12 protein-coding genes are annotated in these 14,405 nt (G+C 65.4%); 7 read left to right on the top strand and 5 right to left on the bottom strand.

Features of this window, described 5'->3' with window-relative positions:
- Positions 1–11 precede the first annotated feature (11 nt).
- From ACU8YE_RS13390 to ACU8YE_RS13365, 6 genes are all read left to right on the top strand, one after another.
- Entirely contained in the window at positions 12–2,432 is a 2,421-nt protein-coding gene (locus ACU8YE_RS13390; protein WP_446928921.1) for an MMPL family transporter, read from the top strand.
- Positions 2,429–3,292 (top strand): polysaccharide deacetylase family protein, encoded by an 864-nt coding sequence (locus tag ACU8YE_RS13385; RefSeq protein ID WP_446928920.1) that lies wholly within the window; start codon positions 2,429–2,431, stop codon positions 3,290–3,292. Before ACU8YE_RS13390 ends, ACU8YE_RS13385 begins: the two co-directional genes overlap by 4 nt.
- Positions 3,293–3,365: 73 nt before the next feature.
- A complete protein-coding gene (locus ACU8YE_RS13380) occupies positions 3,366–4,583 on the top strand; it encodes a beta-ketoacyl-[acyl-carrier-protein] synthase family protein (RefSeq protein WP_446928919.1) in 1,218 nt (405 codons plus the stop codon).
- Complete coding sequence (locus ACU8YE_RS13375; RefSeq protein WP_446928918.1) at positions 4,580–5,383, top strand: beta-ketoacyl synthase chain length factor; 804 nt, start codon at positions 4,580–4,582, stop codon at positions 5,381–5,383. Before ACU8YE_RS13380 ends, ACU8YE_RS13375 begins: the two co-directional genes overlap by 4 nt.
- Positions 5,380–5,841 carry a hotdog family protein gene (locus ACU8YE_RS13370; protein WP_232041899.1) on the top strand — a complete coding sequence of 154 codons (462 nt, stop codon included), beginning with the start codon at positions 5,380–5,382 and terminating at the stop codon, positions 5,839–5,841. The genes ACU8YE_RS13375 and ACU8YE_RS13370 overlap by 4 nt, the downstream gene beginning before the upstream one ends.
- A 23-nt stretch (positions 5,842–5,864) precedes the next feature.
- Entirely contained in the window at positions 5,865–6,125 is a 261-nt protein-coding gene (locus ACU8YE_RS13365) for a hypothetical protein (RefSeq protein ID WP_232043086.1), read from the top strand.
- 87 nt (positions 6,126–6,212) lie between these two features.
- On the opposite strand, the gene ACU8YE_RS13360 is transcribed toward ACU8YE_RS13365, so the two are convergent.
- Both ACU8YE_RS13360 and ACU8YE_RS13355 read right to left on the bottom strand, forming a co-directional pair.
- Positions 6,213–6,767 (bottom strand): single-stranded DNA-binding protein, encoded by a 555-nt coding sequence (locus ACU8YE_RS13360; RefSeq protein WP_316878489.1) that lies wholly within the window; start codon positions 6,765–6,767, stop codon positions 6,213–6,215.
- A gap of 173 nt (positions 6,768–6,940) precedes the next feature.
- On the bottom strand, positions 6,941–8,146 hold the full coding sequence (locus ACU8YE_RS13355) for an MFS transporter (RefSeq protein ID WP_232041897.1): 1,206 nt from the start codon (positions 8,144–8,146) through the stop codon (positions 6,941–6,943).
- A 198-nt stretch (positions 8,147–8,344) separates the two neighbouring features.
- On the opposite strand from ACU8YE_RS13355, the gene uvrA reads away from it, so the two are divergent.
- Entirely contained in the window at positions 8,345–11,209 is a 2,865-nt protein-coding gene (gene uvrA, locus ACU8YE_RS13350; RefSeq protein WP_446928917.1) for an excinuclease ABC subunit UvrA, read from the top strand.
- Between the two features lie 61 nt (positions 11,210–11,270).
- On the opposite strand, the gene ACU8YE_RS13345 is transcribed toward uvrA, so the two are convergent.
- From ACU8YE_RS13345 to ACU8YE_RS13335, 3 genes are all read right to left on the bottom strand, one after another.
- Positions 11,271–12,947, bottom strand: coding sequence for a Na/Pi cotransporter family protein (locus ACU8YE_RS13345; protein ID WP_446928916.1), 1,677 nt, complete (start codon positions 12,945–12,947; stop codon positions 11,271–11,273).
- A gap of 19 nt (positions 12,948–12,966) precedes the next feature.
- Positions 12,967–13,587 carry a LysE family translocator gene (locus ACU8YE_RS13340; protein ID WP_414560148.1) on the bottom strand — a complete coding sequence of 207 codons (621 nt, stop codon included), beginning with the start codon at positions 13,585–13,587 and terminating at the stop codon, positions 12,967–12,969.
- Positions 13,588–13,713: 126 nt separating this feature from the next.
- Positions 13,714–14,322 carry an adenine phosphoribosyltransferase gene (locus tag ACU8YE_RS13335; protein WP_045202521.1) on the bottom strand — a complete coding sequence of 203 codons (609 nt, stop codon included), beginning with the start codon at positions 14,320–14,322 and terminating at the stop codon, positions 13,714–13,716.
- Positions 14,323–14,405: the final 83 nt, after the last annotated feature.

The raw sequence follows: 14,405 nt of genomic DNA, 5'->3' as shown, positions 1-14,405 counted from the left end.
ACGCCGCGCAGATGAATCGCTTGCACAGCCTGCAGCGGCCCGCCGTGCTGGTCTGGTTGACCGGCCTGCTGCTGTGCGCGGTCGTGATCGGGCGGACGAGCTTTACGGCGGACCTGTCGGCGTTTCTGCCGCGCTCGCCGAGTGCGGAGCAGCGCGTGCTGGTCGACCAGTTGCGCGAGGGGCTGGTGTCACGACTCATCCTCGTCGGCATCGGGGGCAGTGACGCGGCCACCCGCGCAACGCTGTCGAAGCAGCTCGCCGCATCGCTGCGCGCCGACCCGCAGTTCAGCGCCGTCAACAATGGTGAGCCCGTGAGCGAGGCGCGCGACCGCCAGTTCATCTTCGACCACCGCTACGTGCTCAGCCCAGCTGTCACGCCGCAACGCTTTTCCGCTGAAGGCCTGCATGCGGCGCTGGGCGAGAGTCTGGACCTGCTCAGTTCGTCAGCCGGACTGTTTGCCAAGAACATGCTGCCGCGCGACCCGACCGGCGAGGTGGCGGCGCTTGTCAGCCAACTCGACAACACCGCGCTGCCGTCGTCAATGCACGGCGTGTGGGCGTCGCGCGATGGCCAGCGTGCCGTGCTGGTCGTGCAGACAACGGCCGCCGGCTCCGACACCGATGCCCAGGCGCTTGCCATCGATACCGTACGCCGCGCGTTCGATGCGGTTGCACGCACGGTGCCGAACGCTGCCTCAGCGCGCATTTTGATGACCGGCCCGGGCGTGTTCTCCGTTGAATCGCGCGACACCATCAAGCACGACGTCGAGCGGCTTTCCACCGTCAGCCTCGTGCTGGTGGTGGCGCTGCTGCTGACGGTGTACCGCTCACCGCGCACGGTAGCGTTGGGCTTGCTGCCGGTGCTGTCTGGCGTGGCGGCAGGCGTAGCGGCGGTCAGTCTTACGTTTGGCGCGGTGCACGGGCTCACGCTCGGGTTCGGCACCACGCTCATCGGCGAGGCGGTCGACTATTCGATCTACCTCTTCGTGCAATCGGCCCGCCTGCGTGGCGCCACCCCCAACGACAGCTTGCGTGCATGGATTGCCACGTACTGGCCGACCATCCGCCTGGGTGTGCTGACCTCGGTGTGCGGCTTTGCGTCGATGCTGTTCTCGGGCTTTCCGGGGCTCGTGCAGTTGGGGCTGTATTCGATTGTCGGGTTGGTGACGGCTGCGCTTGTCACGCGCTACGTGCTGCCGCATCTGCGTGGTGCAGACGTGGCGACTCGGGATGTATCGCGCGTGGGCGCCTGGCTGGCACGGGCGACGTCTGCCGCGCCCCGCCTGCGCTGGGTGTTGGCGGTGGTGCTCGGGGGTGCATGTGCGGCGCTGGTGCTGCATCGCGATGGCCTGTGGAGCCGCGAACTCGCTGCGCTGAGCCCCGTACCTGCGAAGAGCCAGGCGCTCGACGCCAGCCTGCGCGCAGACGTGGGGGCGCCCGACGTGCGCTATCTGGTGGTGATTCCCGCCACGACCGAGCAGGCCGCGCTTCAAGGTGCCGAAAAAGTGGCCGCACAACTGCAATCGCTGGTGGACAACGGCGTGCTCGCCGGCTTCGAGAACCCCGCGCGCTATCTGCCGAGCGATGCCACGCAGCGCGCGCGCCTCGCAAGCCTGCCCCCCCCTGACACGCTGGCGGCACGCATGCGCGGCGCCGTTGAAGATCAGCCGATCCGCGTGAAGCCCGATCTCTTCGCCCCGTTTGTCGCCGATGTAGATGCAGCGCGCGCGCAATCACTTTTACGGCGCGCGGACCTAAAGGGCACATCGATGGCATTGGCGGTGGACGCACTGCTGACAGAACGCGCCGGCCAATGGAGCGCCATGCTGCCGTTGCGCGCACCATCAGCCGCGCCCGCCACTTTGAAGAGCGCATTCAACGCATCCAGCCTGGATGCCGCGCCAATTCGCACCGCTGTGGAGCATGCGGATGTGCCGGGCGCGCTCTTCGTCGACATGAAGGCCGAGGCCGATCGGCTGTACGTGAACTACGTGCGGGAAGACCTTCGCCTGTCGCTCGCCGGTTTTGCGGCGATCGCGTTGCTGCTGCTCGTGGCGCTGCGCTCACCGCAGCGCACCCTTCGCGCGTTGGCGCCCCTGGTGGCGGCGGTGCTGGTGGTGACGGCCGGCTTTGCGGCAGCGCGCGTGCCGCTGACCATCCTGCATCTGGTCGGCATGCTGCTGATCGTGGCCGTGGGTTCGAACTACGCGCTGTTCTTCAGTCAACGCACGCAGGCCATTGCGCCCCAGACGCTGGTGTCACTGCTGGTAGCCAACCTGGCAACCGTGGCCGGCTTCGGCCTGCTGGCGTTTTCCCGGGTGCCGATGCTGGAAACATTCGGGCTGACCGTCGGCCCGGGCGCCATGCTCGCGCTGGTGTTTGCCGCCATCCTGGCGCCGCGCGCCCATCACGATCAGCACGCCGCCGCATGAACTCACCGATCACCACATCGCCTGGCGCGGCCCGCCGCTGGAAGCCGACCCCGCTGATCAACGGCGCGCTGGCGCTGCACGCGGGCGCGGCGGTTGCCGTTGTGGCCGCCCCATCGACATGGCCGTGGGCCGGCGGCAGCGTCATCGCTTCGCATCTCGTGCTGATGGCCGGCGGGTTGTGGCCGCGCAGCAACTGGCTCGGCCCGAACTGGACGCATCTGCCCGCCACGGCCGGCCAGCAGATTGCGTTGACCATCGACGACGGCCCCGACCCCGATGTCACGCCGCGCGTGCTGGACATGCTCGACCAGTACGGCGCCAAGGCCACCTTCTTCTGCATCGGCGAATTGGCGCAGCGGCACCCCCACTGCGTCGAGGCCATCGTGGCGCGCGGGCACGCAGTGGAAAACCACAGTCAGCGCCACCGGCATACGTTTTCGCTGCAGGGACCGGGCGCGTTACGACGCGAAATTGCAGCCGCGCAAGACACGCTCACGCAGATCACCGGCACGCGCCCGCTGTTCTTCCGCGCGCCGGCCGGGCTGCGCAATCCGTTTCTGGAGCCGGTGCTGTGTCAGCTTGGCCTGCAGCTGGCGAGCTGGACGCGGCGCGGCTTCGACACCCGCTCCCGCAACGCCGAAGCCATTGCCCACCGCTTGCTGCACGGTCTGGCGCCGCAAGACATCCTGCTGCTTCACGATGGCTATGCGGCGCGCGATGCACACGGCTCGCCCGTCTTATTGGCCGTGTTGCCGAGGGTGCTTGAAGCTGCGGCGCACGCACAATTGCAGTGGACGACGTTGCGCGCTGCCCTCCCGGCTCAGCCCGCGCAGACCACCCGCCCGCAAATGACCATTTGATAAAATTTGTTGACGATCGGCACACCAGTCTGCCGAACCATCCCACCCCACAATTGCCGCGACATCATCCCCAGTGAAGCCCGTCCTGCTCACGCATTTCACCGCAACAAGCTGCCTTGGACGTGGCCTTGACGCCACGCTCGACGCGTTGCGCGGGCAACGTGGCGGGCTCACGCCGTGCAATTTCCCGCGCGCCGATCTCGACACGTGGATCGGCGAAGTGCCTGGCGCCGACGCGACGCCCGTGCGCGCGGATCTGGCTGATTTCGACTGCCGCAACAACCGGCTCGCCCAGATCGGCCTCACGCAGGACGGTTTTGCCGAAGCCGTTGAAGCCGCCAAGGCTCGCCATGGCGCCGCGCGCGTCGGCGTGTTCATCGGCACCAGCACGTCGGGCATTCTCGAAACCGAACGCGCCTACCAGCAGCGCGATCCGCAAACGGGCGCGCTGCCGGCGAGCTTTCACTACGCGCAGACGCACAACATCTATTCGCCCGCAGCGTTTGTGCGGGCCTACTTTGGATTGAGCGGGCCGGCCATGGTGGTCTCGTCGGCATGTTCGTCGGGGGCCAAGGTGTTTGCCTCGGCGCGGCGCATGCTGGCTGCGGGCCTGATCGATGCGGCGGTCGTGGGCGGTGTCGATTCGCTATGCCTGACCGCGCTGTACGGGTTCAACTCGCTGGAGCTGCTGTCGCGCCAACCGTGCCGGCCGTACGATGCGGCGCGCGATGGCATCTCCATCGGAGAGGCGGCAGCCTTTGCGCTGCTGGAGCGCGCCCCTGAAACGAAGGGCGCGCTGGACGACGATACGATCTTGCTGCTCGGCATTGGCGAATCGAGCGATGCGCATCACATGTCGTCGCCGCATCCCGAAGGATTGGGCGCCCGCGCTGCCATGGCGCAAGCGCTGGCCACAAGCGGCCTGGCCGCAACAGACATCGATTACATCAACCTGCACGGCACCGGCACGCCCAGCAATGACGCAGCGGAGGCGCGCGCCATCCAAGCGATGTTCGACGGCACGGCGTGCAGCTCGACCAAGGGCGCGACCGGCCACACGCTGGGCGCGGCAGGTGCGTTGGAAGCGGTGATCACAGCGCTGGCGCTGCGCCATCAATTGCTGCCGGCCGGCATCAACACTGCGCAGTGCGATCCGGCCTTGGCCGTGAACTACCTGACGACGAGCCGTCACGCAGGTGTTCGCGCGGCGCTCAGCAACGCCTTTGGATTTGGCGGCACGAATTGCAGCCTGGTCTTCGGCCGTGCAGACCACGTGGGCCTGTCATCATGACCCGACTGAGCGCCTTTATCGAAAGCATCGGCGTGCTGGGCCCCGGCCTGCGGGATTGGCCGCACACGGCCGACGTGCTCGCAGGCCGTGCGCCCTACGCACACGCACCGACCGAGTTGCCGCCGCCAGTTGGCCTGCCATCGGTCGAGCGCCGCCGCACGGGGCCCGTGGTCAAGCTCGCGCTCGCGGTCGGCCACGAGGCCGTCGCAGCCAGCGGACGCGATGCCGCCTCGCTGGCCACCGTCTTCAGCTCGTCCGGCGGCGACGGCCATAACTGCCACGCCATCTGCGAAACCCTGGCGGGCGACGATCGCAAGCTCTCGCCCACGCGCTTCCACAACTCCGTGCACAACGCGCCGGCCGGCTACTGGAGCATCGCCACGCACGCGATGGCGCCGTCCAATGTGCTGTGCGCATACGACGGCAGCTTTGCCGCCGGCCTGCTGGACAGCCTCTGCCAAGTCGCGATTGACGCCACGCCCGCGCTGGTGGTCGCGTATGACGGCGACTACCCGGAACCGCTGAACGCGGTGCGCCCCGTACCCGATCCGTTTGCAGTGGCGCTGTTGCTCGCTCCCGAAGCCGGCCCGCGCACGCTCGCGCGCATTGATGTCGCGCTAACCGACGCGGCATCAACAGCGCTGGCGCAACCCGAGCTGGAAGCGCTGTGGCACGGCAACGCCGCGGCCCGCGCGCTGCCACTGCTGGAAGCGTTGGCGGCACGGCGCGCAGCCAATGTCGTGCTCGACTATCTGCCCGATACCCGCGTGCGGGTCGACATCACCTTCGGCACGCCATGACGTCAAGCGCGCAGCCATCTCCGCCGCTCGACCGCCACTGGATCGCCGCGCGCATTCCGCACAGCGGCGCGATGTGCCTGCTCGACACCGTCGTCGCCTGGGACGATGCCCACATCCATTGCAGCGCCACCAGCCATCGTGACGCCGCCAACCCGTTGCGCTCGCACGGCCAGTTGGCGGCCGTCTGCGGCATCGAATACGCCGCTCAGGCGATGGCCGTGCACGGCGCCCTGTGCGATGCTGCGCAGGCACGCCCGCGGGCGGGCTTTCTCGCCAGCGTGCGCAGCGTTGAAGCGCACGTGCCGCGCCTCGACACCATCGACTCGCCGCTCGACATCGAAGCCGAACGCGTCGGTGGCGACGGCAACAACGTGCTGTACCGATTCACCGTGCGCAGCGGCGCACGCATCCTGTTGACCGGCCGCGCCGCTGTGGTGCTCGACGCGTCCGTTGCATGAACCTGTTTGTGAGGATTTCCGCCGTGAAAGGTCGTCTGCTTTTGATCCCTGCGCTGCTGCTGGCGCTGCTCAGCCCCCTTGCCCATGCCGATTTGTCCGAGACCAAGGAGAACATCAAGCAGGACACGAAGGAAGCGGCCCGCAAGACCGGCCATGCGGCAAAGGAAGCCGGGCATGCGACGGCCAACGCTGCGCGAGCGGTCGGCCACGGCGTTAAGAATGCGGCGCATGCCACGAAATGTGGCGTGAAACACCTCTTCAAGAAGCCTTGTGAGAGCGACTAGAACGGCTGCGGGCCTGCGCGCCTAAGGCAACAAAAAACCCGGCATCCTTGGCGGACTACCGGGTTTTTGTTTTCTGGCGAGACGGACTTAGAAAGGAATGTCGTCGTCCATATCCTCAAAGCCGTTCGACGGTGCCGGTTGACGACGTGCGCCGCCGCCCTGACCGCCACCTTCACCGCCGCGGGAGTAGCCACCGCCTTGGCTTTGGCCCTGACCACCTTGGCTGCGGCCACCGCCGTAACCGCCACCGCCACCTTCACCGCCGCGCGAGTAGCCGGCACCGCCGCCACCGCCACCGCCGCCCTCACCACCGCGGCCGCCGAGCATCTGCATTTGGTCTGCGACGATCTCGGTGCTGTATTGCTTCTGGCCGTCCTTTTCCCACTGGCGGGTCTTGAGTCGGCCTTCGATGTAGACCGACGAGCCCTTCTTCAGGTATTCGCCAGCAATTTCAGCTAGGCGACCGAAGAAGGCGATGCGGTGCCACTCGGTGGCTTCCTTCATTTCGCCGCTGGCCTTGTCCTTGTAGCGGTCGGTAGTTGCCACCCGAATGTTGGTGACAGCGTCGCCGCTGGGCATGTAACGCGTTTCAGGATCGGCGCCGAGATTGCCGACGATGATGACTTTGTTGACGGACGCCATGATGAGTTTCCGAAGGTAATTGAAGTGATGCCGCCGTTGGGCCCGGTGGTTAAAACCGGTTCACGATCCGTAGCGAGCGGTCCGAGGTTGGTTTGAGAAGCGCAGCCGTACATGAGTACGGCGAGCATCGCAGAGCCAAGATCGGACTGCGCAGCAGGATCGTGAACTGGTTTTCAGTGTCGGCGCAGCGCCGGCATTTGCATGGGGCTCGCAATTATAAGCCAGGCAAAAACCAGTGCGGCGCAGCTTAGGAATACCGCATGCTGCCCCGCGTGCAGCAGAATCCAACCACCGCCAGCCCCGCCCGCAAACAAGCCCAGCGCCTGCGTCGTGTTGTACACGCCCATGGCCGCGCCCTTGCGCACGCCCGGCGCGTACTTCGACACCAGAGACGGCTGCGACGCCTCCAGCACGTTGAAACCGAGGAAGTAGACCAGCAGCGCAATCGCCAGCGCGGCGAGCGTCGGATTGACCTCGCCCAGAGCCACTTGCGCCACCATCACCAGCGCCACGGCCGACAGCAGCACGATCTTCATCTTGCCGCGCTTCTCGGCGGCAATGATGGCCGGCACCATGAGCACGAACGACACGCCCATCACCGGCAGGTAGATCTTCCAGTGCGAATCAACCGGCAGGCCGGCGGCTTCCAGCATGTGCGGCAGCACGACGAACAACGCCGTCTGCGTGGCATGCAGGGCGAATACGCCAAAGTTCAGGCGCAGCAGTTCAGGGTTGCGCAAAACTTCGCGGAAGGGCGCTTTCACATGCTCGGGCGGACGCGGGGGGTTTGGCACCACCCACACCACCACGCCGATGGCGACGATGGCCAGCACGCCAATCGCCGTGAACATGCCTGGCATGCCGACCCAGCGGAAGATGATCGGCGCACTCACGATGGCCACGGCAAACGACAGGCCGATGCTGCCGCCGATCATGGCCATGGCCTTGGTGCGGTGCTCCTCGCGCGTGAGGTCGGCCACGAAGGCGATCACCGCCGACGAGATCGCGCCCGCGCCCTGGATGGCGCGCCCCACGGCGATGCCGGCGACGCTGTGCGAAAACGCGGCCACCAAGCTGCCCACCGCAAAGATGACCAACCCTGTGACGATGACGGGCTTGCGTCCGAAGCGATCCGATAGCCAGCCGTAGGGGATATAGAGCACCGCCTGCGTGAGGCCATACACGCCGATGGCGAAGGCGACGAGTTGGGTGTTGTTGCCGTCGGGCAGCGTTTTCGCGAACACCGCGAAGACCGGCATGATCATGAACAAACCCAACATGCGCAGCGCGAAGATGCCGGCCAGCGAAGCGGCCGCGCGCAGCTCAAGGCCGTTCATGCGGCCGGAAGCGGAAGTCATGGATGGGGAGGCGGAGGACATGGTGCGAAAACCGCCGCGAAAACCAGAAAAAGCGGCGACAAGGACACTTGAACGGTTTCACGGCTTGCCCCATCTGGGAGCAGATACCAGCAAAACCGAAGTTCGGTATATTAGCAGGCTTACCCTTTTCCACGCCTCCCGCCGATTGCCGCAGGCGGTCTGCACTCCGACGCCGCATTCAGCAGCATTCAGCCGCACATGGACGAAATCAAGATTCGTGGGGCCCGCACCCACAACCTGAAGAACATCAACCTCGATCTACCGCGCAACCAGTTGATCGTGATCACCGGGCTTTCGGGGTCGGGAAAGTCGTCGCTCGCGTTCGACACGCTGTATGCGGAGGGGCAGCGGCGCTATGTGGAATCGCTGTCGGCGTACGCCCGGCAATTTCTGCAGCTGATGGAAAAACCCGACGTTGACCTGATCGAAGGTCTGTCGCCGGCCATTTCCATCGAACAGAAGGCCACCAGCCACAACCCACGCTCCACAGTCGGCACCGTTACCGAGATCCACGACTACCTGCGTCTGCTGTATGCGCGCGCCGGCACGCCCTACTGCCCCGACCACGGCCAGCCGCTGGAAGCGCAAAGCGTGTCGCAAATGGTCGATGCGGTGCTGGCGCTGCCGGCCGACACCAAGCTGATGATCCTGGCGCCGGTGGTGGCCAACCGCAAGGGCGAGCACGTCGACCTGTTTGAAGCGATGCAGGCACAGGGTTTCGTGCGTTTTCGCATCCGCTCGGGCGGCGGTACCGCGCACGAAGCCGAAGCGAAAGTCTACGAAGTCGACAACCTGCCCAAGCTCAAGAAAAACGACAAACATTCGATCGAGGTCGTCGTCGACCGCGTGAAGGTCAACCCGGAACTCAAGCAGCGTCTTGCAGAATCATTCGAAACTGCGCTGCGCCTGGCAGACGGCCGCGCCATCGCGCTGGAAATGGACACAGGCAAGGAGCACGGCTTCAGCTCCAAGTTCGCCTGCCCGATCTGTTCGTATTCGCTGCAGGAACTGGAGCCGCGGCTGTTCTCGTTCAACAACCCGATGGGCGCCTGCCCGCACTGCGACGGCCTGGGCCAGATCACGTTCTTCGATCCGAAACGCGTGGTGGCCTTTCCGAACCTGTCGCTGGCTTCGGGCGCCATCAAGGGTTGGGACCGGCGCAACCAGTTTTACTTCCAGATGCTGCAGAGCCTGGCGGCGTTCTACGACGTCGACATCGATGTTGCGTTTGAAGACCTGCCGGCCGAGACCCAGCAGATCGTGCTGCACGGCTCGGGCAAGCAGCAGATACCGTTTACGTATATCAACGAGCGCGGCAAGACCACGGTGCGCGAGCACGCGTTCGAGGGGATCATCCCCAACCTGGAGCGGCGCTACAAGGAGACCGACTCCATCGCTGTGCGCGAGGAGTTGGCCAAGTACCAGAACAACCAGCCGTGCCCGGAATGCCACGGCACCCGCCTGCGCCGCGAGGCCCGCTTCGTCAAGATCGGCGAGGCCGACCAGGCACGCGGCATCTACGAGATCAACGGCTGGCCGCTGCGCGATGCGCTCACGTATTTCCTGACGCTGAACATGCACGGCGCCAAGCGCGAGATCGCCGACAAGATCGTCAAGGAGATCACCGCGCGGCTGAACTTCCTGAACAACGTCGGGCTCGATTACCTGTCGCTGGAGCGCAGTGCCGATACGCTGTCGGGCGGCGAAGCACAGCGCATCCGCCTCGCGTCGCAGATCGGCTCGGGGCTGACCGGCGTGATGTACGTGCTCGACGAGCCGTCCATCGGCCTGCACCAGCGCGACAACGATCGACTGATCGGGACGCTCAAGCACCTGCGCGATCTCGGCAACTCGGTGCTGGTGGTCGAGCACGATGAAGACATGATCCGCGCGTCGGACTACGTGGTCGACATCGGCCCCGGTGCCGGCGTGCACGGCGGCCAGATCATCGCCGAGGGCACGCCCCAGCAAGTCGAGCAATCGCCGGCGTCGCTGACGGGCGACTACTTGTCGGGCAAGCGTCGCATCGAGGTGCCCAAGCAGCGCACGGCGCCCGATGAAGAGCGCTGGCTGCGCATCATCAACGCCAGCGGCAACAACCTGAAGAACGTGTCGGCCGATATTCCGATCGGGCTGCTGACATGCATCACGGGCGTGTCGGGCTCCGGCAAGTCGACGCTGATCAACGACACGCTGTACCACGCGGTGGCGCGCCATCTGTATGGCTCGACGCCGGAGCCGGCAGCCCACGACCGCATCGACGGTCTGGAGCATTTCGACAAGGTCATCAACGTCGACCAATCGCCGATTGGCCGCACGCCGCGCTCGAATCCGGCCACCTACACGGGCCTGTTCACGCCGATCCGCGAGCTGTTTGCGGGCGTGCCGTCGGCCAAGGAGCGCGGGTATGACCCCGGCCGCTTCTCGTTCAACGTCAAGGGCGGCCGCTGCGAGGCGTGCCAGGGCGACGGCGTGCTCAAGGTCGAGATGCACTTCCTGCCCGACGTGTACGTGCCCTGCGACGTGTGCCACGGGAAGCGCTACAACCGCGAAACGCTCGAAGCGCTCTACAAGGGCAAAAACATCACCGAAGTGCTGGAGATGACGGTGGAGCAGGCGCACGAATTCTTTGCGCCCGTTCCCGTGGTGCGCCGCAAGCTGCAAACGCTGCTGGATGTGGGGCTGGGCTACATCCGCCTGGGTCAATCGGCGACGACGCTATCGGGCGGCGAGGCGCAGCGCGTGAAGCTGTCGCTGGAGCTATCGAAGCGCGACACGGGCCGCACGCTCTACATCCTGGATGAGCCGACCACCGGCCTGCACTTCCACGATATCGAGCTGCTGCTCAAGGTCATCTACAAGCTGCGCGATCACGGCAATACGATCGTGATCATCGAGCACAACCTCGACGTGATCAAAACGGCGGACTGGCTGCTCGATCTGGGCCCCGAAGGTGGTGCGGGCGGTGGGCAGATCATCGCCAAGGGCACCCCCGAGGATGTGGCCAAGAGCAAGGCGAGCTTTACCGGCAAATACCTCGCGCCGCTGCTCAAGCGGAAGTAAGCGCCGTCATCCGGCAACAAAAAACGCAGCTTCCGCTGCGTTTTTTTTAAGCATACGGGCGTCAGTGGCCAACTGGCGCCGCCTCGGTCTCTACCTCGTCCGCGTCTTTCATGCGGCTGCGGTTCAGCGCCCCGGCTTCATCCAGCACGGAATACGCGGCCGCGCAGAACAACGAATTCAACCGCTTGAAATCGCTGATGATGTCCAGATGCAATGAGCTGGTCTCGATGCTCTCGGCTGTCTGGGCGGACACTCGCGTGAGGTGGCTGCGCGAGTAGCGTTTCTCCAGATCGCGGAAGTGGGCCTTTTCCAGCATCAGCTTCTGCGCGCTGCGCAGGTCGCCCGTCAGGAACACCGACAGTGCCAGCTTCAGGTTCGTGACGAGGCGCGCGTGCATGTCTTCCAGCTCTTCCATGCCGGCCTCGGAAAAGGCCAGCTTGTGCGCAATCTTCTTCTCGCGCACGTCCTGGAGCAGGCGGTCGAGAATGTCGCCAGCGTGCTCCAGGTTGATGGTGAGCGAGATGATGTCGGCCCAGCGCTTGCCCTCGCGCGCGTCCAGCGCTTCGTGGCTCAGTTGCGTGAGATATAGCTTGATGGCGGTGTAGAGCGCATCCACCTCGTCGTCGATGGCGCGGGTGGTTTGCAGCAGGCGCACGTCGTTGGTCTTGAGCACACGCAGGGTGTTGTCGAGCATGTGCTCAACGCGATCACCGATGCGCAACACCTCGCGCGCCGCGTTGCCCAGCGCCAACGTTGGCGTGGCCAGCGCAGAAGGATCGAGATAACGCGGCGCAACGAGATCGTCGATATGCGCGCCGCCCGGCAGGATGCGTGCGCACAGCCGCGCCATCGTATCGGTGAAGCCGATCAGCAGCACAGCCAGCGCCACGTTGAACACCACATGAAACGCCACGACCACGTGCTGTGGCGCGACGCCCGCGTGCGGCGCCCACTCGGCCAGCTTGTCCAGGAAGGGCAGCGCCAGCGCGGCGCCCAACATGCGCGAGAGCAGGTTGCCGAGCGTTGCCCGGCGTGCGGCTTGGCTCGACGACGGCGTGGTCGCCAATGCGGCCACGGCACTGCCGATATTGGCGCCCAGCACGATCGCAAACGCCACCTTGACCGACACCGCCGCCGACGTCGCCAGCGTCGCGCAGAACAGCACCACAGCCAAGCTCGAATAGCACAGCAGCGTGAGCACCGCGCCAATCAGCATGTTCAGGCCGGTGTCCGACGAGAAGGAGCTCAGCAGCACGCGCAGCGCATTGGCTTCCACCATCGGGCTCGACGCGACCGAGATCAGCTCCAGCGCCATCATGATGAGCCCCAGGCCGATCAGGACTCGGCCGAAGTGCCCCACGGCACTGCCCTTGCGCGACAGATGCAGGATCACGCCAAAGAAGATCAGCAGCGGTGACAGCCACGACAAGTCAAGCGCAAATACCTGCGCCATGATGGCCGTGCCCACGTTGGCACCCAGCAGAATCGCCAGTGCCGACGACACGCCCATCAGCCCTTGCGCAACAAAAGCCCCGACGATGGTGGCCGTCGCATTACTGCTCTGCACCAGGCATGTCACGCCAATGCCGGCCAGCAGTGCAGAGAACCGGTTCGATACGCTGCGCGACAACAGGCGGCGCAAGTCCGCGCCGTACAGGCGCAACATGCCGACCTTGACGGTCTGCGTGCCCCATACCAACAGGGCGACGCCGGAAAGCAGCTTAAGCAGGGTGATCATTGATGCCGTGCAGTCGTGCTTATTTGGTCAGGGCAACCCGCAGCCCCAGCCCGATGAAAATACAACCGCTCACCCGGTCGAGCCACAGCGAGGCGCGCGGTGTACGGCGCATCCAACCGCCCAGCGCGGCCGCGCACCAGCCGTAGATGCTGAACACGACGATGGTCTGCGCCATGAACACCCCGCCCAGCAGCAACATCTGCAACGCAGCATGGCCGGCCTGCGCATCGACGAACTGCGGCAGGAATACCACGAAGAACAACGTCACCTTCGGGTTGAGCAAATTGGCAAAGACGCTCTGTCGATACACCTGCCAGAGGTCTGGCGCCGCCTGCGCTCCAGCATGATTCGGGCCGATGCTGCCCTTGCTGCGCAGGGCCTGGATGCCCAGCCAGATCAGATATGCCGCACCCAGCCAGCGGATCGCCTGGAACGCCACAGGGGACGATTGCAGCACTGCGGCCAGCCCGAGTGCCGCCAGCGTCGTATGAAAGAGGCAGCCCGACGCGAACCCCGCCGCCGCCGACAAACCCGCCTTACGGCCCTGGCTTGCGCCGCGCGCGATCACTTGCAGGTTGTCCGGCCCCGGCATCACCGTGATGGCGATCGAGGTCAGCAGGAACAGCAATACGTGGGGCATCGACGTCTCCCGGGGGCGCAGGGAAAATGGAAACGATCATGCTACTGCGCGCGGCAGCAGAACGTCATATTTTTGTCACATGAGCGTATGCGGCTGGCGCATCACGCAAAGGCAGCGGGTGGCCGCTCAGTGCCCATCAAACCGGCAGACCGTGAAGAGCGGCAGCCCGCCGTCGATCAGCAGTTGTGAGCCGCCCAGCTCGGGCAGGTCGACAATCGCCGCGCCCTCCACCACCGTCGCGCCCAGCCGTTCAAGCAGGCGCTTGCCGGCCATCATGGTGCCGCCGGTGGCAATCAGGTCGTCGATCAACAAGACGCGGTCACCCGGCTTGCAGGCATCGGCATGGATTTCCACCGTCGCGCTGCCGTATTCGAGCATGTATTCCTCGGCCACCGTGTTGAACGGCAGCTTGCCTTTCTTGCGGATCGGCACGAAGCCCAGGTTCAGCTCATATGCCACGATCGAACCGAGGATGAATCCGCGCGCATCGATGCCCGCCACCAGGTTCAGCCCCTGCCCCATGTAGCGATGGACGAACACGTCCACCAGCACGCGCAGGCTCTTCGGGTCCTGCAGCAGCGGCGTGATATCGCGAAACATCACCCCGGCCTGCGGCCAGTCCGGCACCGTGCGGATGCGGTCGCGCAGGTAGCGCGATACATCGCCCAATTCGGTGGAAGCGGGAATGGATGACGGCGTGAGCAGCGCCGCCTGGTGAGGGGGAACCTGGTTCATGGCAAAAACGGAAAGCAGGAAACGTGGTCTGCGGTAATGGGTTACCACCCGGGCCGAATGGCGCCGAACCACAATGGGCAAAC

The sequence above is a fragment of the Ralstonia sp. VS2407 genome (assembly GCF_052950655.1).
The sequence above is the reverse complement of the archived record's forward strand: the minus strand, read 5'-3'. Positions and strand labels throughout refer to the sequence as shown.

Excerpts from the sequence above, each read along its gene's own strand:
- ACU8YE_RS13390 (WP_446928921.1), top strand. The coding sequence starts at position 12 with ATGAATCGCTTGCACAGCCTGCAGCGGCCCGCCGTGCTGGTCTGGTTG.
- ACU8YE_RS13385 (WP_446928920.1), top strand. The coding sequence starts at position 2,429 with ATGAACTCACCGATCACCACATCGCCTGGCGCGGCCCGCCGCTGGAAG.
- ACU8YE_RS13375 (WP_446928918.1), top strand. The coding sequence starts at position 4,580 with ATGACCCGACTGAGCGCCTTTATCGAAAGCATCGGCGTGCTGGGCCCC.
- ACU8YE_RS13370 (WP_232041899.1), top strand. The coding sequence starts at position 5,380 with ATGACGTCAAGCGCGCAGCCATCTCCGCCGCTCGACCGCCACTGGATC.
- ACU8YE_RS13360 (WP_316878489.1), bottom strand. The coding sequence starts at position 6,767 with ATGGCGTCCGTCAACAAAGTCATCATCGTCGGCAATCTCGGCGCCGAT.
- ACU8YE_RS13355 (WP_232041897.1), bottom strand. The coding sequence starts at position 8,146 with ATGTCCTCCGCCTCCCCATCCATGACTTCCGCTTCCGGCCGCATGAAC.
- uvrA (WP_446928917.1), top strand. The coding sequence starts at position 8,345 with ATGGACGAAATCAAGATTCGTGGGGCCCGCACCCACAACCTGAAGAAC.
- ACU8YE_RS13345 (WP_446928916.1), bottom strand. The coding sequence starts at position 12,947 with ATGATCACCCTGCTTAAGCTGCTTTCCGGCGTCGCCCTGTTGGTATGG.
- ACU8YE_RS13340 (WP_414560148.1), bottom strand. The coding sequence starts at position 13,587 with ATGCCCCACGTATTGCTGTTCCTGCTGACCTCGATCGCCATCACGGTG.
- ACU8YE_RS13335 (WP_045202521.1), bottom strand. The coding sequence starts at position 14,322 with ATGAACCAGGTTCCCCCTCACCAGGCGGCGCTGCTCACGCCGTCATCC.